The organism is Xenorhabdus bharatensis, assembly GCF_037996705.1.
In the GTDB taxonomy this organism is placed as follows: domain Bacteria; phylum Pseudomonadota; class Gammaproteobacteria; order Enterobacterales; family Enterobacteriaceae; genus Xenorhabdus; species Xenorhabdus bharatensis.
Genome location: NZ_JBBMXG010000027.1, coordinates 13,011 through 35,132, shown reverse-complemented (window position 1 = coordinate 35,132; position 22,122 = coordinate 13,011). Strand labels below are relative to the sequence as shown.

Here is a 22,122-nt window from a genome sequence, read left to right as displayed (position 1 = left end):
TCAGCTATAGTGCCTGTGGGTACGCTGCGTTGATCCGGCCATCCAGATGATTGGAGAGGATGAGGTCTGCGGCTTCTACGATAGTAAACGTGGTTTTAATCTCATCCCCCTTGATGGTTTTCACGTAAGACACGCGGCCATAGGCTGGCTTGGCAGTTGCCCCCCCCTGCGCTAGGCAGCTGAACCGTAGACGTTGTTTGTGTATTAGACATTCCTTCCCCGAATGGTCTGGTGTGGGTGGCTCTCTCTCATGGTGTTATCAGGCCGCTAACTGCTTGCCGGTTTTTTCCCACCAGCTATTTGCCCCGTCGCACACTTGCAGCATGGTGATGAAAGTCGTCACGTAGGGTTCAAGCTGTTCAAGGGTGGCAATAAATTCATCGGTATTTTGTTTCACGAACTGACCGGACAGATAGTCCGTCACAATCCGGGGGATCTCTGGGGCGGTCTGTGCCGGATCGGGGGATGTCTCATCTGCGGGTGTCGCAGGCACGGGAGATACGCCATAGCCTAACTTCGCCATGATAGCGGTGATTTCATCCTGAAGATCCAAAATATCAAGCGGGGATAAATTCATTTTACTGCCCCCCTGCCATTGCGGATTTGGCTATCGCCGCCAGTAGCCCTGACAGGTGGTTCACCGCATCAGTGACCAGTCCTAAATTTTCTTCGTAAACCGTGGCGGCATTCAGGGCAGCAATAGCGGCGCGGGTTTGTGTCCGGATTGTTGCCAGCTCTTGAATATTATTACTCTCAAGGTGCAGGAGGGATTTCAGGAACGTGATCGCCTCGGACGCGGCTTTGTCTACTGCGCGGGTTTCGTTTGCCGTCTTGTCCGTCTTATGGGCAGGGGTGCCGGTCGAATCAGTCTCTGTGGGTGTCTGTTTCTGCGCCGCTTGGCTTTTCAATTGGGCCAGCTGACGACGTAAGGTGTCGTTGATCTCAATCTGTCGATTCAAACGGGTCTGGAGTTTGGCAAGTTCAGCGTTTTTTGTTTCGGTGCCCAGCTGTAACTGATCCCCTTTTTCAATCAGGGTCACTTTTTGCTGTTCCAGTGCCTCAGCACGCGCTAATTCTGCATCAATATCCGCTTTTACCTTGGCAGCATTGGCGACCTGTCGCTGAAACTTAGCGGAATTGCGTTCGATCAGGTTTGACAGGGACTGGCACACTTGCGCAGTGAAATATCCCGCCCGTTCATCGGTGTAACGACGTGAGAAACATCCCGTTTGTTCAGCAAAAAACGAAATGCGGTGAGCATATCCTCATTCTGAATGCGTCCGTTACCGCTGGTGGGGCTGTGGAAAATGATTGAAACACTTTGGCCGTCTGACAGGGGGATTTTCGCCGCCATCACCGGGATCGTGCCGACGCGACGGACGCGGCCAATTTCAGCCCCGCCAATTGACGGCATTCCGCCCTCGGTATCGCCGTTATCGTTGGTTCCCGCCGTAATACCGGTGCCTGACAAGCCCTGATTCAGTTTGCGGATAAACGCGCGCATGGTTTGGGATAAACGCATTCGGGTGGTGGTAATACTCTCGAACATGGCGGTATCACTGGCGACGCATTCCTGACCTAATTCCGATATTTAAACTTTAATGTTTATAACATATTTTATTTCCTGCTAGCTACAGATTGTTTCTTGAACTTTTCGGATGAGGTGATACTTCAGGGCCGGGGTTTTATGGGGTAATTAAAGAATATTTTGTCAATTCTGGCATGACTCAGTCATATAAGGAATGAATGCAGGGTTGGCAAAGATAACGTTGAAGAATGTGAACGTCCATTGTGATTGATTTTTTTGAAAGTACAACAAGCGGGGTTGATCACATTAATCTTTGCTATGAATAATCTAGTGTATATAGCTATAAATTGGCATTGTGAGATAGTGGTAAACTCATAATAATGAAAAAACACTTAATCTCATCATACTTAATAACATGATTGAAAATTGAGGTAAGTTTCATGTCATTATCAATATTTCCAATTAACTTTCTAAACGGAAACTTATAATAAGTATTATTTCTTTTTTTTTGATTAAAATAATTCAGTAAGAATATTCTTAATATTTATTAATCAATATCCTCTTCTTTCTTTAATTAAATATTAAAACCCAAAAATAACATTAAATATGGATTTTTATAAAAAAACAAAACAAAATTAAACTTAATTTCAGCTTTTAATTCTGAAAATAAACTTTCTCCTAGTCATTGCCATTTGATTGAAAATCCATCAAATGGATGCATAATTATCCTTCACTTGTTTTTCTCATCATGACTTAAAGATAAAAACACACACATTTTTATTTATTTGAGAAAAATTAAAATGATGACAAAGAGATCTTCCAGCAAAATCACGACAGGGCTGGCCGGATACTGTGTACTCACCGTACTGCCCGTATACGCAGATGACCAATCCTTAATTCATCAACAACAGCAACAACAGGCGCAGGAGCAACGATTAGAAGCCCGGCCTCCCCGGGTCAACCTGTCCGATGACGCTGTTCCTCCGGGCACTTTTTCCCTGCTGGTTTTTCCGAAAGAGTCACCCTGTTTTGATATTCGTCAGGTGACGTTATCGGGGCGGGAAGCGTTACCGCACTGGGTGCCGTTGCAGCGTCTGGCCGATCAGGCTGTCGGGCGGTGCTTAGGGACAAAAGGGATTGGGCTGTTGATGAGCAATATGCAGAACCGACTGATTTCACACGGTTGGGTGACAACGCGGATATTGGTTCCGGAGCAGGATCTCAGTCAGGGTGAACTTAAATTGAATGTGGTGCTGGGGAAAATCCGCCATATCCGTTATGCGGACGATGCAGATCAGTACGCGTCACTGACCACCGCTATGCCAGCCCGTGAGGGCGAGTTACTCGACTTACGCGCCATTGAGCAAACGATGGAAAACCTCCAGTCGGTGCAAAATGTTCAGGCAGCAATGGAGCTGGTGCCGGGTGAACAGCCGGGTGAGAGTGATATTGTGATCCAACGACAGCAATCCCGTTATTGGCACATGGGGGCATGGTTAGACAACAGCGGCACTAAAACGACCGGGCGTAATCAGGGCGGACTGATGATTGCGCTGGATAACCCAACCTCGCTGAGTGATCTGCTGTATGTGGCAGCGACCAAGGATTTATCTTTTACTCGCAGCAAACATTCAGACAATTACACCGCCCATTACTCAGTGCCGTTTGGTTACTGGCGGTTTGGGCTGACCGGCAGTCAATACAGTTATGCGCAAACGGTGCCGCACCTCGATAACAAGGAGACTAAGTACCTTGGCCGCAGCAGTAATCTCAATGCCCAGTTAAGCCGAGTGTTGCACCGCAACGCCCGTTCGAAAACAACATTAACCTACGGTGTCAATCTGCGTCAGACGCGCAACTTCATCAATCAGACGGAAATTGAGGGGCAAAAACGCCGTACCAGCCATTGGCGGTTGGGATTAAATCATCGCCATTACTTTGGCGATGCGGTGCTGGATGTCGGAACCGGTTATCAAAAAGGCACCCGTTGGTTTGGGGCACTATCAGCACCGGAAGAATCCCGCGATAAATCGACCCCGAACTATGCCACGGCAAAATCCGAAATTATCCAGCTTTCGGCCTCACTGAATACGCCGTTCAGCTTATCGGAGCAAAAACTCCAGCATCTCATCGAATACCAGCGACAGTGGAGCAATACGCCATTGACACCGCAGGACTTGTTCAGTATCGGCAACCGCTGGACCGTGCGCGGATTTGACGGCGAACGCTCACTGAGTGCTGACGCGGGTTGGACACTGCGCAATACGCTGTCATGGCACACCCCGTTACCCGAGCAGCAGCTTTATCTGGGAGCGGATTACGGACGAGTGGGGAGGCGTGGAGCAGAATCGATTATCGGGCGCACACTGGCCGGGGGCGTGATGGGCCTGAAAGGCCCGATCCGGCCCGCGAATCTGGCCTATGACCTGTCCGTTGGCACACCGTTTTCAAAGCCGGACGGCTTCAAAACCGATCCGGCATATGTCGCTTTCAATCTGAACTGGCAGTACTAAAAGCCAATACTGACTTGATTGGCGTTGATGATATCTACGTTCAGCGGATATTTTTGCTCACAGTGCCCTCGGGTATCCCCGGTACTGTGCGAAATCAACCTATAACCGAACGCAAAGGGGCTGAAGTTAGCCGTGCGCTGGCCGCACTCTTGGCGGTTTTCCATCCCCGGTGACACTACTGAAATGAGGTTCGCACGATGAATAAACTCTGTTATCGCGTGATTTTCAGCAAGACCCGCCAAATGTTGATGGTGGTTTCTGAACTGGCAAGCAGTCATGCAGCCGGACAGGCACGGGGCGAACCGACCGCCTCTTCCGTGTATGCATCTCGGCGGGTTTCACTGATGCCGTTTATCCTGAGTATTTCACTGGCACTGGGACTCGTGAGCCAGCCCGTTTGGGCCAACATTGCGGCCGACCGCACTGCTCCGGGTCATGAACAACCCACGGTGATACCCACGGCTAACGGGGTGACACAGGTTAATATTCAGACACCGAATTCTGATGGGGTTTCTCGCAACCAGTACCGCCAATTTGATGTGGAACAGAAAGGCGCCATCCTGAATAACAGTGCGGTCAACACCAAAACGGAGCTGGCCGGGCACATTACGGGTAACCCGTGGCTGGCAAAAGGGGAAGCTAAAATTATCCTCAATGAAGTCAATAGCCGAGATCCCAGTCAACTGAATGGCTTCATTGAGGTGGCGGGCAAACGGGCCGATGTGGTGATTGCCAACCCGGCTGGGATTACCTGTAAAGGCTGCGGCTTTATCAATGCCAACCAGACTACGCTGGCCGCCGGGCAGACGGTGCTGGAAAATGGCCGTCTGAAAGGATTTGAGGTGAAAAATGGTCAGATTGCCGTGGAAGGAAAAGGACTGAATGATACCCAGAGCGATCATACCCGCCTGATTGCCCGGGCCGTGAAAATTAATGCGAAATTACATGCCCGGGATTTGACCGTCACCACCGGTCAGAACCGGGTGGATGCACAGGGTAATGTGGTGCAGACCCGTGCCAGCAGTCGTCAGGATAAACCTGAATTCAGTCTGGATGTGGCGGCAATTGGTGGCATGTATGCCAATAAAATCAAGTTGGTCGGCACTGAGCAGGGGGTAGGAGTGCGCAATGCCGGGCATCTGGGCGCACAGGCCGGGGATTTGGTACTGAACAGCAACGGATCACTGACTAACAGCGGTATCATGACGGCCTCCAGGGATATCACCCTTCAGAATAAAGGGGATGTGAGCAATCAGGGGACGGTGGAAGCAAGGGAATTAGCGATCCGTAATGAGGGGCACCTTACCAACCGGGGCGTGATGAAGGCGTCAAACGATCTCAAACTCCATCATCAGGGCAATCTGACCAATCAGGGGGAGATTGCCGCCCATCAGAACATCACGATCAGCACCCGTGACCGGATGGAAAATCAGGGCAGCCTGCTGGCTGGTCGTCATCTTGGTATCGACAGTGCGGCGGTTGCCAATCAGAAATCCGGGAAACTGGCCGCTGGCGTGGGCAAAAACGGGCAGCTGACCCAGCCCGGTAACCTGACCGTGCAAAGCAAGCAGCAGATCACCAATGCCGGGGTGATGGCCGCCGCCGACGCCATGACCCTGACCAATCAGGGCAAGGTGGTGAATCAGGGCAAGGTGCAGGCAAAAGCCTTGACGATAAACAGCGATGATGATGTCACTAACGCAGGGGAGATGGTGATCGCTGAAACGATGACCCTGACCAATCAGGGGAAGGTGGCTAATCAGGGAACGGTGCAGGCCAATGCGTTAACGATCCGCAATCAGGGCCGTCTGACCAATCAGGGGAAGATGAGCACCCGTCAGGACATGACTCTCCAGACGCGTGAGGCGGTGGAAAATCAGGGCAGCCTGCTGGCAGGCCGCCATCTTGGTATCGACAGTGCGGCGGTTGCCAATCAGAAAACCGGGAAACTGGCCGCTGGCGTGGGTCAAAACGGGCAGCTGACCCAGCCGGGTAACCTGACCGTGCAGAGCAAACAGCAGATCACCAATGCCGGAGTGATGGCCGCCACCGACACCATGACCCTGACCAATCAGGGCAAGGTGGTGAATCAGAGCAAAATGCAGGCGAAGTCCTTGACGATAAACAGTGATGACGATTTCACCAACTCGGGTGAAGTGGTGATTGCTGAAACCATGAGCCTGACCAATCAGGGTAAGGTGGCTAATCAGGGAACGGTACAAGCCAACGCCTTAATGATCCGCAATCAGGGCAGCCTGACCAATCAGGGGGAGATGAGCACCCGTCAGGATATGACTCTCCAGACGCGTGAGGCGGTGGAAAATCAGGGCAGCCTGCTGGCAGGCCGCCATCTTGGTATCGACAGTGCAGCGGTTGCCAATCAGAAAACCGGGAAACTGGCCGCTGGCGTGGGCAAAAACGGGCAGCTGACCCAGCCCGGTAATCTGACCGTGCAGAGCAAACAGCAGATCACCAATGCCGGAGTGATGGCCGCCACCGACACCATGACCCTGACCAATCAGGGCAAGGTGGTGAATCAGAGCAAAATGCAGGCGAAGTCCTTGACGATAAACAGTGATGACGATTTCACCAACTCGGGTGAAGTGGTGATTGCTGAAACCATGAGCCTGAAAAATCAGGGTAAGGTGGCTAATCAGGGAACGGTACAAGCCAACGCCTTAACGATCCGCAATCAGGGCAGCCTGACCAATCAGGGAAAGATGAGCACCCGTCAGGATATGACTCTCCAGACGCGTGAGGCGGTGGAAAATCAGGGCAGCCTGCTGGCAGGCCGCCATCTTGGTATCGACAGTGCGGCGGTTGCCAATCAGAAAAACGGAAAACTGGCCGCTGGCGTGGGCAAAAACGGGCAGCTGACCCAGCCCGGTAACTTGACCGTGCAGAGCAAGCAGCAAATCACCAATGCCGGGGTGATGGCCGCCACGGAGGCCATGACGCTGGACAATCAGGGCAAAGTGGTGAACCAAGGGACGGTGCGGGCGAACACGTTGACGGTAAACAGCGGTGACGATGTCACCAACGTGGGTGAAATGGTGATTGCTGAAACCATGAATCTGACCAATCAGGGCAAGGTAACCAATCAGGGCATAGTGCAGGCCAATGCGTTAACGATCCGCAATCAGGGCAGCCTGACCAATCAGGGGGAGATGAGCACCCGTCAGGACATGACTATTCAGGCGCGTGAAGCGGTGGAAAATCAGGGGAGACTATTGGCTGGCCGTCACCTTGGTATTGAAAGTGCGGCGTTTGCCAATCAGAAGAACGGGGAACTGGCTGCCGGCGTGGGAAAAAACGGTAACCTGACCCTGAAGAGTCAGCACCAGATCACCAATGCCGGGGTGATGACCGCCACCGACGTGATGACGCTGGACAATCAGGGCGAGGTGAGCAATCAGGGCACGGTGCAGGCCAACGATTTAATGATAAACAGTGACGGACACGTCACTAACAGGGGAAAGGTGGCGGTATCAAACGATTTCACGCTCCATAATCAGGGTAACCTGACCAACCAGGGCGAAATGAAAGCCCATCGGGATCTGTCGATCAACACCCGTGATCGGGTGGAGAATCAGGGTGACATACTGGCGGGTCGCCATCTTAACAGCCAAAGTACCACATTACACAATTTGTCCGATAGCCTGTTGGCTGCGGGCGTTGACAAGCACGGACAACTGACCCAGCCCGGTAATCTGACGTTGACCGCCCGTGACCGTGCTCAGCTGAATGGCCGTCATCTGGCCTATGATAACCTGTCCGTGATGGCAACCTCCCTGTCCCTTGCCGGCAGCCTGACCGCGTCGAAAGACCTGCAACTGACGTCCGAAACGCAACTGAATTTACAGGCAGCGAATGTACAGGCCCGTAAAAATCTCACGTTGACGGCGCCTGAACTCATTGATAACGAGCGCGGGAACCTGAGTGCTGAAACACTGGTTCTTCACAGCAAAAAACTTAAGAACAATCAGGGCCGAATTAGCCAAACCGGCCCCCAATCGCTGAAACTGGATCATCAGGCCGGGATTGAAAACAATGCGGGAGAGATCGTGTCCGGCGGACAGGATTTGATCATGCAGGCAGACACCATTGTGAGTGACAACGGCACCCTGAGTCATCACGGTTCCGGCACATTGTCCATTGAAACCCCGCTGTTTCAGGGGCAAGAAAGCCGCCTGCTCGCGGGGAATCAGTTACACCTACTCGGCGGAGACTACCATTTGGTGAACAGCCGAATATCGGCCCGGCAGATGATGGCCGATATTCAGTCACTGGATCATCGCCTGGGGAACATGATTCAGCATGGCAACGGACCTTTGTTGCTTCAGGTGAAAGGGGCGCTGGATAACGGCAGCGGTAATATTACGGGTAACGGTGATATCACCGTCAACGCGGCCAGCCTGCACAACAATACCCTGACCGAGCATCAGCTGAACAATGACGATAAAAATCCGCTTAAAACCCGGCTGAAAAAGCCGGCGGTCAATCACCCACCCGGCAAAATTGCGGCTACCGGGCACGGTCGGCTGAAGGTGGCGGTGGTGAATACACTGAATAATCAGGCCGGGCAGTTACTAGGGGCCAACGCACTTCAGGTGTCGGCCTCAGAGATAAATAATCAGCAGGGGCACCTGACCGCGTCATCCGGCGAGGTGGTTTTGCATACCGGACAACTGAACAATCAGTCCGGCCGCATTGCCGGACAACAACAACTGCGCCTGAATACCCGCGCCATTAATAATGAAAACGGGCAGATTGAAGCCGGCACGGTAGATATTGAGACGGTGCAGCAGTCGTTCAATAACCAGCGTGGGGTGATCGCGGCAGAACAAAACCTGTTCCTGCGCAGCGGCGAGCTGCTGAACCGGTATGGTCGGATACAAAGTGGGCAGGATCTGTGGATTGATACGCACGGGGCGTCACTGGATAACCGGGACAGTGGGCAACAGGCCGGGATATTCAGCGGAGGGAAACTGCACCTGAAAACCGGCCATATTCAAAACCAGTCCGGTCATATTGGCAGTCAGGGTAGCCTGACCGTCACCGGTGAAAACGTCAGCAATCAGCAAGGACAAATACTGGGCGGAAAAGACACTGTACTCAGTCTGGCTGAACTGAACAACACCCAGGGGCTGCTGCAAAGTGGCGGTAAACTGGCCCTGAAAACCCCGTCTTTGATTAACCGGCAGAGTGGGGATCGGCATGGCATCACCAGTAAACAAGCCATGACACTGGAAACCGGCAAGCTGGATAACGTGGAAGGCGTGGTGGTGTCGGCGGACAATCTGACGGTAAATGCCGGGCGGGTCAATAACGCAAAAGGTGAGCTGAACGCCCAACAAACCCTGAGCCTTAGCAGTCTGGCGCTGAATAATCAGCAGGGGAAGATACAGGCGGGACAGGCGCTGTCCGTTGATACGCAAGGCCAGCAGCTGCAGAATACGAGCGGCGTGCTGGACAGCCAGCATACGCTGACGGTGACCAGCGGAGATATCGCCAATCGCGGGGGCACCCTACACGGAAAATCCGGTGTCCGGCTGTCTGGCCGCCAGTTGGATAATCAGCACGGCGGTCAGATCCTCAGTGAGCAGACACTGAACGTGAAGGCAGAAAGAGTGCTGAATCAACAGGGCCAGTTGCTGGCGCTGAATGACTTAACAGTGCAGGTCGAACAGCAGATTGATAATACCGCCGGGCGGATACACAGCGGCGGAAATATACGCCTGCACGCGAAAGCGGTGCACAACACCCGTACCCGTCAGTCAGACGCGGGGATTGAAGGTCAACATATTGATATTAAGGCAGATAAACTGGATAACCGACAGGGGCAACTATTGATCCGTCGGAATGCGGAACTGGCCCTGAGCCTCGGGCTGGATAATACACAAGGCTATATTCAGGCCAATCAACACTTAAAGGTGCAGGGCGAAAAGCTGGCCCTGACCAACACGAATGGGGAAATCAAGACGGGGCAGAGCCTGTCCGTTATTGGGCAGTCCGCGACCGGGGATGGTAAGTTGCATTCACTGGGAGATATCACGCTGGCTGTGCAGAAAAATTTTATCCATACTGGTGAAATCCTCGCCAATGGCCGTTTGTACCTGAGCAACCAAGGCACACTCACCAACCGCAGTCTGATCAGCGCTGATACCCTGCAAGGGCAGGCCGCCACGTTAACCAATGAATCGATGGGGCGTCTGCTCGCCAATGATCACCAATGGACAGTTAAAGGCACGCTGAACAATACCGGTTTGCTGGATGGCGTGAAAACGCATCTGAAAGCCAACACGCTCACCAATCAGGGCACGGGGCGTATTTACGGCGATCATGTGGCCATTGAAGCGGACCGCGTGAGCAATCTGGCCGGGGTAAACGGACGCGCGGCCGTCATCGCAGCGCGTCAGCGGTTAGATATTGGCACCAACGTGCTGAACAACCGAACCCACAGCCTGATTTTCAGTGACGGAGATTTGGCGGTGGGGGGACAACTGAACGACCAGCAGCGAGCGACGGGGTACGGAAGTGTGATCAATAATCACAGTGCCAGTATTGAATCCACCGGGAATATGCAGCTGGCGATGACGGCAATCAACAATGTCAATGACAATCTGAGAACAGGCCTGCGACAAATTTCACAAGCACCGGAACAGATATATCAGATGCGGGGCACACGGTATGACACCAAAGCGCACAAGACGTATTTGAAAAACGATGAAGTGAAGCATTTGTGTGTGGATGACCAGCGTTGCACCACCGATAACGACCGGTTCCAGCGGTACGATTTTACCCGGACGGTACAAGAAACGCGGGTTATCACCTCTGATCCGGCAAAAATTCTGGCCGGTAAAAACTTAACGCTCCAGACCGGGGCACGAGGCAGGGTGAATAACCGGCACAGCCAGATTATTGCCGGAGGCGTGCTGACCGCCTCCGGTGGCCGTATCAATAACGCTGAAACACAGGGTAAACGGTATATCACGGATGAAGGACAGCTGGAGTCATTTTGGCGTATCAAGAAAAGGGGACGTGACAGACAGGGTTACAGATCAACACCTTATAACGACTCACAAGTTCTTAACATTAAACTGGAAACCAGTACCACGCAGTCGGGACAGGGACACGTTTCGCGCAATCGGCCACGGATTGAACACTATCAGGGCATCGCGGCCCAGATGACTTCAGTCAATGACCGCCAGATTGACAGCACGTTTAGCGGGGAAACACTGAAAAGGCCGGAAACCGCCCCCCGGCAGGGACAACGGCTGGACGTCATCAGTCAACAGCCGGTGGCAGCCGGCGAGCAGCCGTTCGTGGTCAAAACCGAGGTGCCCAATTACCGTTTGCCCAACAATAGTCTGTTCAGGCTGAATTTATCCCCCAAATATCAGCCCACTGAATTGAGACTGAATCCGTCACCACAAGGTGAGCTGACAGAGCTGACTCTGTCCCCAGGCGCCCATCCGGCCACACTGAATCTGGATCTGCCCTCAAAAGGCAACACGCCTGAACTGAAACTGTCTATGCCCTCAGACCGCCGTGGTCTGAATCCACCGCCAGTGCCGGATACTCATGTATTGATTGAAACGGATCCCGACTTTACCCAGCATAAACGCTGGCTGGGGACCGACTATATGCAAAACCAGCTACGCTGGGATCACAATAATATGCATAAGCGTCTGGGCGATGGTTTTTATGAGCAGCGTCTGATCCGGGACCAGATTATAAATCTAACAGGCCAGCGTTATTTGGGCGGCTATCAGAGTGATGAAGACCAGTTTAAAGCGTTAATGAATGCGGGGATACGTGCCCAGCAAGCCTTTAACCTGACTCCCGGAGTCTCCCTCAGTGCGGAACAAATGGCCCGGCTGACAGAAGATATGGTCTGGCTGGTGAACACCACGGTTGAATTGCCGGACGGTAGCCGACAAACTGTGCTGGCGCCGCAGATCTATGTGCGCACGCAGGGACACCAACTGGACGGAAACGGGGCACTCCTCAGCGGCAGCAAGGTCAATCTGCAACTGACGGGGGATTTCCTGAATCAGGGGCGCGTGGCCGGGCAGGACATTAACGTCCTGGCTGACACAATCCGTACTCAGGGCGGTCACTGGCAAGGGGATAACGTCGCCTTACAGGCCCGGACTGATATGGTACAGCGTGGTGGTTCAATCAAAGCCAATGACCTCACTATTCAGGCTAACCGGAATATTGATATTGGCAGCACGGTGCGCACTCACGATAACCCGTCAGGCGGTGTCCGTCACCGCTCAACCTACATTAACGATGTCGCGGGGATTTACGTCGAAGGTCAGGACGGTAAATTGCGCCTGAAAGCCGGTAATGACCTGAACCTCACGGCGGCGCAACTGGCCACACAACATAAAAACAGCGACATCTGGCTGGAAGCCGGGCGGGATCTGATGCTGGGGACGAAGAAGATCGCGAGGGATGAACAGGCCGTCTTCAGTGCCGACAATCGCATTACCCGCCATGCCTCACAGGAGGTGGGCACGGCGATTAACAGCGCCGGGCAGATTGCATTGGTCGCCGGGCGGGATATCACGGCGAAAGCAGCAGAAGTGAACGCGGGTGACCGTCTGTACGCCCACGCCGGACGGGATGTTCACCTGCTGGCCGGGGCGCAGCAGCAGAAACATGATGAATACCTGAAAGTGAAAGGCAGCAATAGCCTTGTGTCTTCCAGCACCACAACGACCCGACACCAGTATGATCGTCAGCAGGCACAGAGCAGCACCCTGAGTGGGGAGACGGTCAGCGTACAGGCCGGACGGGATGCGACAATCCGGGGCAGTAATGTGGTGGGGACGCAGGCGGTCAGTGTGGAAGCAGGCCGTGACCTGAGCGTCACCACGGCCCAGGAGCGCAACCGTGAAAGTTTCCGCCAGACTGAGAAAAAATCCGGGCTGATGGGCACCGGAGGCATCGGCTTTACGCTTGGCAGCAAAGCACTGAAGCAGTCCACCGATAGCGAAAATACCCGGCATAAAGGGAGTACCATTGGCAGCAGTGAAGGCCATGTGACACTCATGGCGAAAAAGCAGGCGAGGGTACACGGCAGTGAGGTGGTGGCCGGAAAAGATCTGACCTTGCGAGGGAAAGATGTTGCCATCACGGCCGCAAAAAATACGCATACTGACATCAGCAAAACCGAGCAGGAACAACGTGGCCTGACGGTGTCACTGGGCGGGACGGTAGGCAGTGCCCTGAATACCGCCGTTCAGACTGCGCATGAAGCGAAGAAAAGCCAGAACAGCCGGATGCAGGCGTTGAAAAAGACGCAGGCAGCCTTGTCCGCCGCGCAGGCAGCGCTGGCCGTGCAGTTGAGTGAAGTGCAAGCGGCGAAAGCGGAGGCCATCAATCAGGCCGGTGGTCAGACGGCAAAACCCACGGATGTCGTGGGTGTCCAGCTGGGTGTTGGAAGTCAGTCATCGAAATCAGACACCCGTCGTGAACAAACGATCTCGCAGGGCAGCGCCCTGAATGCCGGGCAGGATATCCGTATCACCGCCACCGGCGAGAAAGAAAAACCCGACAGCAGTGGGGATGTTCAGATCCAGGGTAGTGAACTGAACGCCGGCAGGGATATCAGCCTAAGTGCAAAACGGGATATGACCCTGACGTCAGGCCACAATACCGAGACACTCCGGGGCCAGAACCGCAGTAAAGGAGGCAATATCGGTGTCGGGCTGACCGTGGGACAGGGCGGAACCGGTCTGAAATTCTCCGCAGGCGGGAATGCCGGCAAAGGTCATGAAAGCGGGGATAAGCTGACCCATACGGAAACCCAGATCACCGCAGGCGGTCAGGTGACCCTGAATGCCGGACAGGATGCCGGGCTGAAAGGGGCACAGGTGCACGGTGAGAAAGTGACCGCCAATATAGGGGGTAACCTGCACCTGCAAAGTGAGCAGGACACCGACAACTACGGCAGCAAACAACAAAATGCCAGTATCGGCGCCAGCGTGACCTACGGTGTGCCGGGCGGAACATTCTCAGCCCATACCAGCCGGGAAAAAATGGACAGCCAGTACCAGTCCGTCAACGAACAGACCGGCATTTTTGCCGGGAAAGGCGGGTTTGATCTCAACGTTGGCAAGCATACCCAACTGGACGGCGCCGTCATTGCCAGTCGAGCAGACAAAGACAAAAACCGACTGAATACCGGTACGCTTGGTTTTAGCGATATCCAGAATAAAGCGGCATACCAAACTGAACAGCAGAGTGCCGGGATCAGCACGGGCGGTGCTGTGGGCAGTCAACTGGTCTCCAATATGGCCTCGAACACGCTTTCCGGTACGGGGGATCAGGACAGCAAAACGTCCACAACCCAGGCGGCGGTGAGTGAAGGAACGATTACTATCCGGGATAGCGGTCAGCAGAAACAGGCGGTGAGCCAGCTCAGCCGTGATACGGCGAATGCGGCTAATAGCCTTAATCCGATTTTCGACAAAGAGCAAGAGCAGCAACGGCTGGCACAGGCACAGACGATAGCCGATATCGGTACACAGGTGCTGGATATTTACACTACGCAGGAAGCGATTGCCGCCACGAAAAAAGCGACGGACGACTTTAATCAACCGCAAAGACAGCAATACTGGAAAGAGAAAGCCAAAGCCCAGCTTGACCAAGAAAACGTGAAGGTCACGCCGGACGCCTTGGCTGACCGGGCCTACCAGCTTGCTTACCATGCGGCGATTAAGGCTCAGGGGGCCGACCTTGGCGGCAACCGCCGTCAGGCAGTCACTGCCGTGGTATCGGCGCTTCAGGGACTGGCAGGGGGAGATATCCAAGCCGCTATTGCCGCGGGTGCCGCGCCGTCTCTGGCCAATGCCGTGAAAGCGGCGACTGACGGCAATCAAGCCACTAACTTGTTGGCCCACGCGATATTGGGCGGTGTGATTGCCGAAATGAAAGGCGGTTCCACGATTGCGGGTGCCACGGGCGCGGTTGGTGGCGAACTGGCTGCCTCGGCTATAGCACAGGCCCTGTATCCCGGTAAAGCATCCAGTGAACTCACCCCGGATGAGAAAGAAAAAATCAGTAACCTGTCTACATTGGCCGGAGGCATTGCGGCCGGATTAACAACGGATTCTACTGCCGGCGGGGTGGAAGGGGCGCAGAGCGCGAAAAATGCGATTGAGAATAACTATCTGAGCGTGAATGAGCTGGACAGTTTTGCGCATAAAGCCCGCACCTGTGAAGGCGAAAGCTGCAAACAAGTGATCAAGGATATGGTTGATACTAATATCCGTAATCAGCAGGAAATGATGGACTTCTGTAACAGCAATCCGAACCAGTGTGCGCAGAAGTATGGTTATCTGGTTGATCAGTGGCCGGTGTTTGAGCGTACCCTCAAAAATATGGACCGGGACGGCACATTGCCGGTTGAGTTCAGAAATTACCTGTCGGCGGTGAATACGTTAGGTCAGGCGGCTACAGGCAAGGTAGGCGAACTCGGTTGGACAAAACGCTTTGAAGCAATGGGCATGAATCAAGAGACTGCCGCTGCTATGGCGATGATGCTGCCTGTTATTGTTGAGGGCAGCAAAGGGCCGAAATCATCTCCAACAACAAAAGGAAGCACAGGCGCGGTTGTTAATACAGAGAAAGCGGCGCTGGAAAAGATTGGGAAAAACAGTCAAGGCACAACGAATCTGGGTGATAAATCGGCTAATACTGTTTATCATCAACAGGTTATCAAAAATGCTGAAAAGATATCTACCGCGAAACCGGGGCAACAAGTTGCAGCACCAAGGGATTTGAATGAGCAAACTTTCTGGAAACAGGTGCAATCTAATCCCCTGCAAGGAAAAGATCTACCAGGATTAAATAATGATCCGCGTTTTCCTATGGCAGCAGGTTTCCAAAAAATGGAAGCAAAACATAAGCTCCCTGATGGACAAACGATAACTATACATTACCAGTACAACTCAAATACTGGTAAAGCCTATGACATGAAAATTATTACCCCTCAGAGAATCCAACAGGATCCTAAAAAGGTAATAGATTCAATAAAGGATAATGTTAAATGAAAATAAAAGAATCAGATGGTGAAGTCATTGATGTATTTGCTATTTATTGGATAAATGAAAAATCCTTATGTTTAGGAATGCCAAGAAATTATGGCGGATTATCTGCTTATGATCTTTCGCAAGTAACAGTAATCGATCCTACATTAAATGGTGAACTGGTATATTTTCAAAATAATAATCCGGGTATTTACCATTGGGCTTTGATTAAAGAGAGGTTATTGGATGATCTTCTTGAATTAGATGAAACTGCTTATCAACGCTTTTTGGCAATCCTAAAAGCGGAAGGTAATATAGAACAGGATTTTTGTTAATTAGGCGTCCCGGTCAGTGGCCGGGAGCTTCCTGCTTTTAACCGTCAGCCGTTCTCAACAAGCCGGATAATCAACTGTCCGTGCTCAACACTGACCTGCACTGGCTGCCCGGTCGCAAAGCCCGCTTCTTGCAGCCAGTTCCCTTTTAAGTACAAACTGGGATGCTGGCTGTAATAGCGGGTCATACCGGTGGTTCGGTCTTCGTGCCGGGTACTGGTATACCCCACCTTATAGTTGCGCCGGGCTTTTGAAATTTTTAAATCTGCATTACAATCGCGGTTAGCCATGGTAACTACCTCTGATAGTGGGTTGTGGTTAGCGGTTGTGGCAGGTTGCCGCCTGCTCCATCCGCGTTAAAAAAACCTTTCCCTTAGTGACCTGTCTTTTACTGTTGCGTCTGTGCAATCACCGCCTCCAGCATCTCCGACACCAGTTTCTGCTTAGCGCGGGGCAACTGGCTGATAATCTGTATCTGTTGCTCAAGCCGTGAGGCGGGTCCCCGTTTACGGGGGATCGTGTCGCTCTCTTCGCCGAACAACTCTTCCAGTGAAACAGAAAGTAACTTTGCTATCTCAGGCAGAACAGAGATCTGGATCCGTCTTCTGCCTGCTTCCCATGACTGAACCGCTTGCTGAGAAACGTTCAGTGCCTGAGCCAGTTGCGCTTGTGTGAGTCCGGCGTGTTTACGCAGGGCAGAAATCCGCTGACTTAACGTCATCATAAATACCTGTTCTTCACTACTGATGGAGGTGGATCATGGCGAACCGTAAACCGCGCAAGGGCAGCCTGCTGACCGTGGATGAGGTGTACCGCAAGCCCGTCGGTCCGGTACATGACCCGAAGAGCCTGTATGCCCTGCTGCTGCGCTTCGTGGCTTGGCGGCGGGCGCGGAACTGGTCAGATACCACGCTGAAAGTACAGACCCACCATACCTACCACTTTATCCTGTGGGCAACGGAGCGCGGTCTGTACTACGCCAGCGACATTACGCTTCCGATACTGGAGCGCTATCAGCGGCACCTGTTCTTGTACCGCAAAACGAATGGCGAACGGCTGAGTACCCGGACACAACGTACCCAGTTGCAGCCGTTACAGGTCTGGTTTAAATGGCTGGCGAGACAGAACCTGATACTGGCACAGCCGGATCTTGACACCTTGCAGGGCGTGCGTGACCAGACCTTAATGGAACTGCTCTGGTCAACGGGTATGCGGCGGAGACCATAAAAAAACCGGGGGGCATTTATGCAGCCATCTTTTCTGCCCAAGAATGCTCCGCTTCGTCACCTAATTTTATGCCCGGATACCAATGCTCAAATTGGGTTTTCAAATCATCATTCAATACGGCTGTCCGTGTCTGAAGTAAGTAATGGGCTCAGAGGAAGCGCTTAGGCTGTAGGATGTGATGGACGGTCATTCTCCCAATGATTAGGTACTGTGATAAACCTCCTGATTTTTATTGGGTGAGATAGGGTTAAAGTTGATATAGTTTTCCATTATTATCATAAAAAATAATAGATTAAATAAAATATAACAGGGAGCATCAAGCCTGCAAACCTCTGGAGCGTTTCAAGCAAAGAATTACTAAGTGTTCAGGCATTAAGCTGCCTTCGATTTCTCCCGTATGTGTATATCATAGGTTGTGTTGTCGCAGAATTGCAGTTGAATACAATGCTACAATCTCCCTGCAACACAATTGTCTGGATATACACTTGATCTGGCCTAGCCGGGAGAAAAACATGAATAAAAAGTTAGATTATTTTGTGAAGGAAAATCCAGTTCGTACAAGCAAAAATTTAATGAAATTGGGCGTTTTTTCTACCAATACTGAGGGCGGCTGCACTGTAACTAACGCACCTGAGAGATTGCGTGGTGACGACTGGGTGGGGAATCTTGAGATAGCGAAAATTGCCGATCAAGCAGGTTTTGAAGCATTCATTCCTGTAGGGCGATGGAAGGGATTTGGTGGGGAAAATAATACCAGTGGCGTCTGCTACGAGACTTACACATGGGCTGCTGGAATTGCAGCTTTGACAAATCAGATAGCGGTTTTCACAACATCCCATTTATCCACAGTGCACCCATTATTCGCGGCTAAACAGGCGGTAACTATCGACCATATCAGCAGTGGACGCTTCGGGTTGAACATTGTCTGCGGTTGGTACGGTGCCGAAATGCGAATGTTCAACGGCACTATGATGGACCACGATAAGCGTTATGATTACGCCGAAGAATGGTTAGAGATTGCTCAAAATGCATGGACAAAGCAGGAACCGTTCAACTTCACTGGAGAACATTTTTCGATTGTCGAAGCTATTTCTGATCCCAAGCCTATAAACAAACCATTCCTGATTAACGCCGGGGGATCGCCCCGGGGCAAGCGATTTTGCGCCCAATACTGCGATGCAGCGTTTTTAATAATAAAACACATGCATGGCGAAGATGCTGTTAGATCGCAAATTGCCTCATATAAAGATCTGGCGAAGACGGAATTCGGTAAAGATATACAGATATGGTGCTATGGTTACGTTGTACAGAAGGATACTGATGAAGAGGCGGCTGAATATGTGAATTACTACGCAGTCGAGCAGGGAGATGACGAAGGTGCCGACAATATCGCCAAGGAGTTAGGGATACAAACGGGTATATTTACTCCTGAAGAAGCACAAGAATTCAAATTCCACTTCAAAGCCGGCTTAGCAGGAGTTCCACTTGTTGGCTCTGTCGAATCTATTGTCAAGCAATTCAAGAAATACTCAGACTGGGGAATCGATGGTATTGCTCTGACCTGGCTGGATTATCACGAGGGCATTAAGAGCTTCGTGAGAGATGTCTTACCAGCTATGGAGCAAGCTGGCTTACGACTCCAATTTAATCCTGAGAGCGATTAATTTTTTGGCGCTATAAAATATGCTTTTTACTGTGATGATTGATGATAATGTGATTCCCCCAACTCGGTCAAAATATCATCTAAACGCAACACCATAAGTTTAACACTTCTCTGGGAGTCCCACATTGAAGCGCATGGATGCGTTGGGGAGATAACTCGCATTCGCTGAACCATGTTTTGGTTCTGTCGCATTAAGGCAAAGTTAGCTAAGATATCCGCTTTTATTGTATGGTCTCATCATGTCTTTAATTCAAAAAACCTTCAAACGTCTCCATTATCCGACTGATATTATGGCTCAGTGTATTCGCTGGTATTTAGCTTATGCCTTGAGTTTACGCAACCTAGTACTACAGTCGTAACTGTCCCATGACCAGATATTCCTCTCGGCGGCGATAATGGCATTGTTGGGCGCGATACTGGTGTCGTCGTCGCCAGTCTGACCAAAATAAAATCTGTTCTCTCGTTTCTCCTGCCTTTTCCATCAGTTTTGACAGCAGCTTACGCAGTTCCGCTACACTCAGGGCTATCAGTCCCGCCGGCGTTTTTTTTCTCCTGTATCCGCAAAACTGCCAGAACCGCATGCGCCAATAATGACAACGTAATATGCCGATACCCGCTGTGCCACTGCCGGACTTCGTAATGATCCAGACCGCACTCGCCTTTTGTTTCCTCAAAACCGCTTTCGATTTCCCAGCGATGGCCGGCCACCTGAATCAACGTCTTGAGATCGGCCTGTTCTTTAAGGGCATAGACAACATAGTAGGCCCGTTCCTGCTTCTCATCCCGGTTACGCCGGATCAGCAGATAATGGCTATAACGCCGTTCCTCTTCACTCAATTGCAAGCGCCAGAGCGGGATCCGTGCCCAGTCATACCAACGTTCGCCTTTTGTTCCCAGCCCGGCTGACGGTTTTTCCCAGTCATCAGTGGTCAGACTGGCTGCAATGGTGTCTGCTCGGGTGTAGTGCGGTGTTTGCCACCAGAGGCGCTCATTTTGGGGGATCGCTAAGACAAACGGTTGATGCTGAGATTCCAGCCAGCATCGCAAGCGACGATCCTGTCCATAGACCGCATCAGCGGTGACCCAGCGACAGGGGATATTGGCCTTGAATGCCCGCGCCAGCATGTTCTGGGCGAGCTGGGGTTTCGTGGCAAAACTGACCGAGTCAGGCATGCCGGCGGCGTCACAGCGGAGACGATCCGCCGTCCACTGTTTAGGCAGATATAAAGCCCGGTCAATGAAGGCATGACCGCCGTTGCCGGCGTAACACAGGAAAACCCCTATCTGACTATTTTCAATCCGTCCCGCCGTTCCACTATACTGACGCTGCACGTCGGCAGAATGCGTCCTTTTTTGATAAAACCGGTTTCATCGATAATGAGGATACCTTGCTCATCCCCCAAATGTGCGGTGACATAATCACGTAAGATATCGCGGGCGGCTTCAGCATCCCAATGGGCCCGTTCCAGAAAATATTGAATGCCATCCGGTGAGCGTTCACCCAGCCATTCAGCCAGTTGCCAGCCGTTTTTACGTTCAACATCGCTGAGTAACCCACGAAGATACGCCAGACAACGTTGCTGAGAACTGGCAGAGCAAAATAGTGGGATCAGACGGGAATGAGCCCGCAGAAGCGCCTGTTCCCAGAGATTGACAGGTGAGGCCATAGGGCACCTCCCTTAGGATGAGGAAGAAAGAAGATAGCTATCATGACACAATGTGGGCTACGACTGTAGTAATAGGCAGATTTGGCCCACGCTTCACTCAGCAACTGGTTGATGCTTTCGCGGATTTCATCCGGTGTCGATTGTGCCCACGGTTTACGGGCATTGCTGGGTTTCACGCTTTTCTGGTTAAACAGTCCTTGTAAGTTCAGACTGTCATCACCGACATACACCTGTTCATCTGCGTCCATGTTCCATTTTAAGATCATGCCATCATGCTTCTGGGAATCGATAGGACGACCAACTTCCCGTGCCGCATTCAGTTCAATGATGGTCCAGCCCAGCTCCATGCCCCATAACGTCAATGGATGCCCGTCACGCTCGATGTTGACACTGATACCTGCCAGCGCGGTAGCATTGCCGCTGACCCAGTTCTTACCGTTCGGATTGACGGAACCCGCTGCCGCAAACTGCGTGTTTGTCCAGGTCGCCATTTCATCGGCAATGGTCACGTCTTCCCGCATCTGGATATCGCGGCTGTAGGTATATTGTACTAAGGGCAGGTTGATAGCCTGGTCCATGCGTTCCAGCTCGCCCTTCAGAAACACACCACTGTTATCGATGGTGCGTTGGTCAAATGTAAGCATAAGTCCCCTTAAATCTTGTAAGAAATTTCAACATTACCCTGAGCGTCACCCGCACCGGTAAACTGCGCATTCGACAATAAGACTGTTTCACCGTCTATCGCCGTATTCAGGAAGCTACCTAACGGACTGGTTTCCGTCGGTTTACCCACGCGCACATAAACTGCCTGGCCTTTTCTGATGCTGGACGCATCGCCGTCGAGTTTCACGGTCATGTATCCGCGCTTCAGGTTATCCCCGGTCAGATTATTATCAGTGCCGATAATATGTGCCCTGTCCGGCATACTGGTAGTCGGATAAGGACGCACATAAATACCCTGAATTTTGTCAACCGCATCGCCTTCACTCAGTGGGACGAAGTAATCACCGTCGTATTTTCCTACCAGACCATACGCCGGAAACAAATCCGTTGCTTTCAGTAGCACCGGTTCAACGGTCATATCCTGTAGACGTGAGATTGCCCCGGCAATGCCCATCGGCATCCGCTTTAAATATGCTGTCATAGTG

General features: G+C 52.1%; 13 protein-coding genes and 4 pseudogenes. 6 read left to right on the top strand and 11 right to left on the bottom strand.

Going from position 1 to position 22,122, the window contains the following annotated elements:
- Positions 1-4 precede the first annotated feature (4 nt).
- The 4 genes from AAC855_RS19135 to AAC855_RS19120 all read right to left on the bottom strand — a co-directional run bounded on the left by AAC855_RS19135 (position 5) and on the right by AAC855_RS19120 (position 1,549).
- Entirely contained in the window at positions 5-133 is a 129-nt protein-coding gene (locus tag AAC855_RS19135; RefSeq protein WP_340611672.1) for a hypothetical protein, read from the bottom strand.
- 126 nt (positions 134-259) lie between these two features.
- Positions 260-577 (bottom strand): hypothetical protein, encoded by a 318-nt coding sequence (locus AAC855_RS19130; RefSeq protein ID WP_340611671.1) that lies wholly within the window; start codon positions 575-577, stop codon positions 260-262.
- 1 nt (position 578) lies between these two features.
- The gene (locus AAC855_RS19125; RefSeq protein ID WP_340611669.1) at positions 579-1,172 is read right to left on the bottom strand and encodes a hypothetical protein; all 594 of its coding nucleotides are present in this window, start codon (positions 1,170-1,172) and stop codon (positions 579-581) included.
- Positions 1,148-1,549 (bottom strand): defense against restriction DarA-related protein, encoded by a 402-nt coding sequence (locus AAC855_RS19120; protein WP_340611668.1) that lies wholly within the window; start codon positions 1,547-1,549, stop codon positions 1,148-1,150. The genes AAC855_RS19125 and AAC855_RS19120 overlap by 25 nt, the downstream gene beginning before the upstream one ends.
- A 782-nt stretch (positions 1,550-2,331) precedes the next feature.
- On the opposite strand from AAC855_RS19120, the gene AAC855_RS19115 reads away from it, so the two are divergent.
- On the top strand, positions 2,332-4,041 hold the full coding sequence (locus tag AAC855_RS19115; protein WP_422824411.1) for a ShlB/FhaC/HecB family hemolysin secretion/activation protein: 1,710 nt from the start codon (positions 2,332-2,334) through the stop codon (positions 4,039-4,041).
- Here AAC855_RS19115 and AAC855_RS19110 read toward each other — a convergent pair.
- Complete coding sequence (locus AAC855_RS19110) at positions 4,038-4,205, bottom strand: hypothetical protein (protein WP_340611665.1); 168 nt, start codon at positions 4,203-4,205, stop codon at positions 4,038-4,040. The genes AAC855_RS19115 and AAC855_RS19110 overlap by 4 nt on opposite strands.
- Positions 4,206-4,238: 33 nt before the next feature.
- Here AAC855_RS19110 and AAC855_RS19105 point away from each other — a divergent pair, with 33 nt between their 5' ends.
- Both AAC855_RS19105 and AAC855_RS19100 read left to right on the top strand, forming a co-directional pair.
- The gene (locus AAC855_RS19105; protein WP_340611664.1) at positions 4,239-16,109 is read left to right on the top strand and encodes a hemagglutinin repeat-containing protein; all 11,871 of its coding nucleotides are present in this window, start codon (positions 4,239-4,241) and stop codon (positions 16,107-16,109) included.
- Complete coding sequence (locus tag AAC855_RS19100) at positions 16,106-16,420, top strand: hypothetical protein (RefSeq protein WP_021324629.1); 315 nt, start codon at positions 16,106-16,108, stop codon at positions 16,418-16,420. The genes AAC855_RS19105 and AAC855_RS19100 overlap by 4 nt, the downstream gene beginning before the upstream one ends.
- Positions 16,421-16,464: 44 nt before the next feature.
- Here AAC855_RS19100 and AAC855_RS19095 read toward each other — a convergent pair whose 3' ends face one another.
- Positions 16,465-16,707 (bottom strand): SymE family type I addiction module toxin, encoded by a 243-nt coding sequence (locus AAC855_RS19095; protein WP_340611662.1) that lies wholly within the window; start codon positions 16,705-16,707, stop codon positions 16,465-16,467.
- 98 nt (positions 16,708-16,805) lie between these two features.
- Positions 16,806-17,141, bottom strand: a complete 336-nt coding sequence (locus AAC855_RS19090; RefSeq protein WP_340611661.1) for a helix-turn-helix transcriptional regulator — start codon at positions 17,139-17,141, stop codon at positions 16,806-16,808.
- A gap of 35 nt (positions 17,142-17,176) precedes the next feature.
- On the opposite strand from AAC855_RS19090, the pseudogene AAC855_RS19085 reads away from it, so the two are divergent.
- The 3 genes and pseudogenes from AAC855_RS19085 to AAC855_RS19075 form a co-directional block, all read left to right on the top strand.
- Positions 17,177-17,635: pseudogene (locus AAC855_RS19085) on the top strand (site-specific integrase); the annotation flags it as partial.
- A 521-nt stretch (positions 17,636-18,156) separates the two neighbouring features.
- Positions 18,157-19,308, top strand: coding sequence for an LLM class flavin-dependent oxidoreductase (locus tag AAC855_RS19080; RefSeq protein WP_340611660.1), 1,152 nt, complete (start codon positions 18,157-18,159; stop codon positions 19,306-19,308).
- A 238-nt stretch (positions 19,309-19,546) separates the two neighbouring features.
- A pseudogene (locus AAC855_RS19075) lies at positions 19,547-19,651 on the top strand (IS6 family transposase); the annotation flags it as partial.
- Positions 19,652-19,654: 3 nt separating this feature from the next.
- Here AAC855_RS19075 and AAC855_RS19070 read toward each other — a convergent pair.
- The 4 genes and pseudogenes from AAC855_RS19070 to AAC855_RS19055 all read right to left on the bottom strand — a co-directional run bounded on the left by AAC855_RS19070 (position 19,655) and on the right by AAC855_RS19055 (position 22,118).
- On the bottom strand, positions 19,655-19,789 hold the full coding sequence (locus tag AAC855_RS19070) for a hypothetical protein (protein WP_340611658.1): 135 nt from the start codon (positions 19,787-19,789) through the stop codon (positions 19,655-19,657).
- 16 nt (positions 19,790-19,805) lie between these two features.
- Positions 19,806-20,974: pseudogene (locus AAC855_RS19065) on the bottom strand (IS701 family transposase).
- A 38-nt stretch (positions 20,975-21,012) separates the two neighbouring features.
- A pseudogene (locus tag AAC855_RS19060) lies at positions 21,013-21,618 on the bottom strand (major capsid family protein); the annotation flags it as partial.
- A gap of 8 nt (positions 21,619-21,626) precedes the next feature.
- Positions 21,627-22,118 carry a structural cement protein Gp24 gene (locus AAC855_RS19055; RefSeq protein ID WP_340611656.1) on the bottom strand — a complete coding sequence of 164 codons (492 nt, stop codon included), beginning with the start codon at positions 22,116-22,118 and terminating at the stop codon, positions 21,627-21,629.
- Positions 22,119-22,122 lie beyond the last annotated feature (4 nt).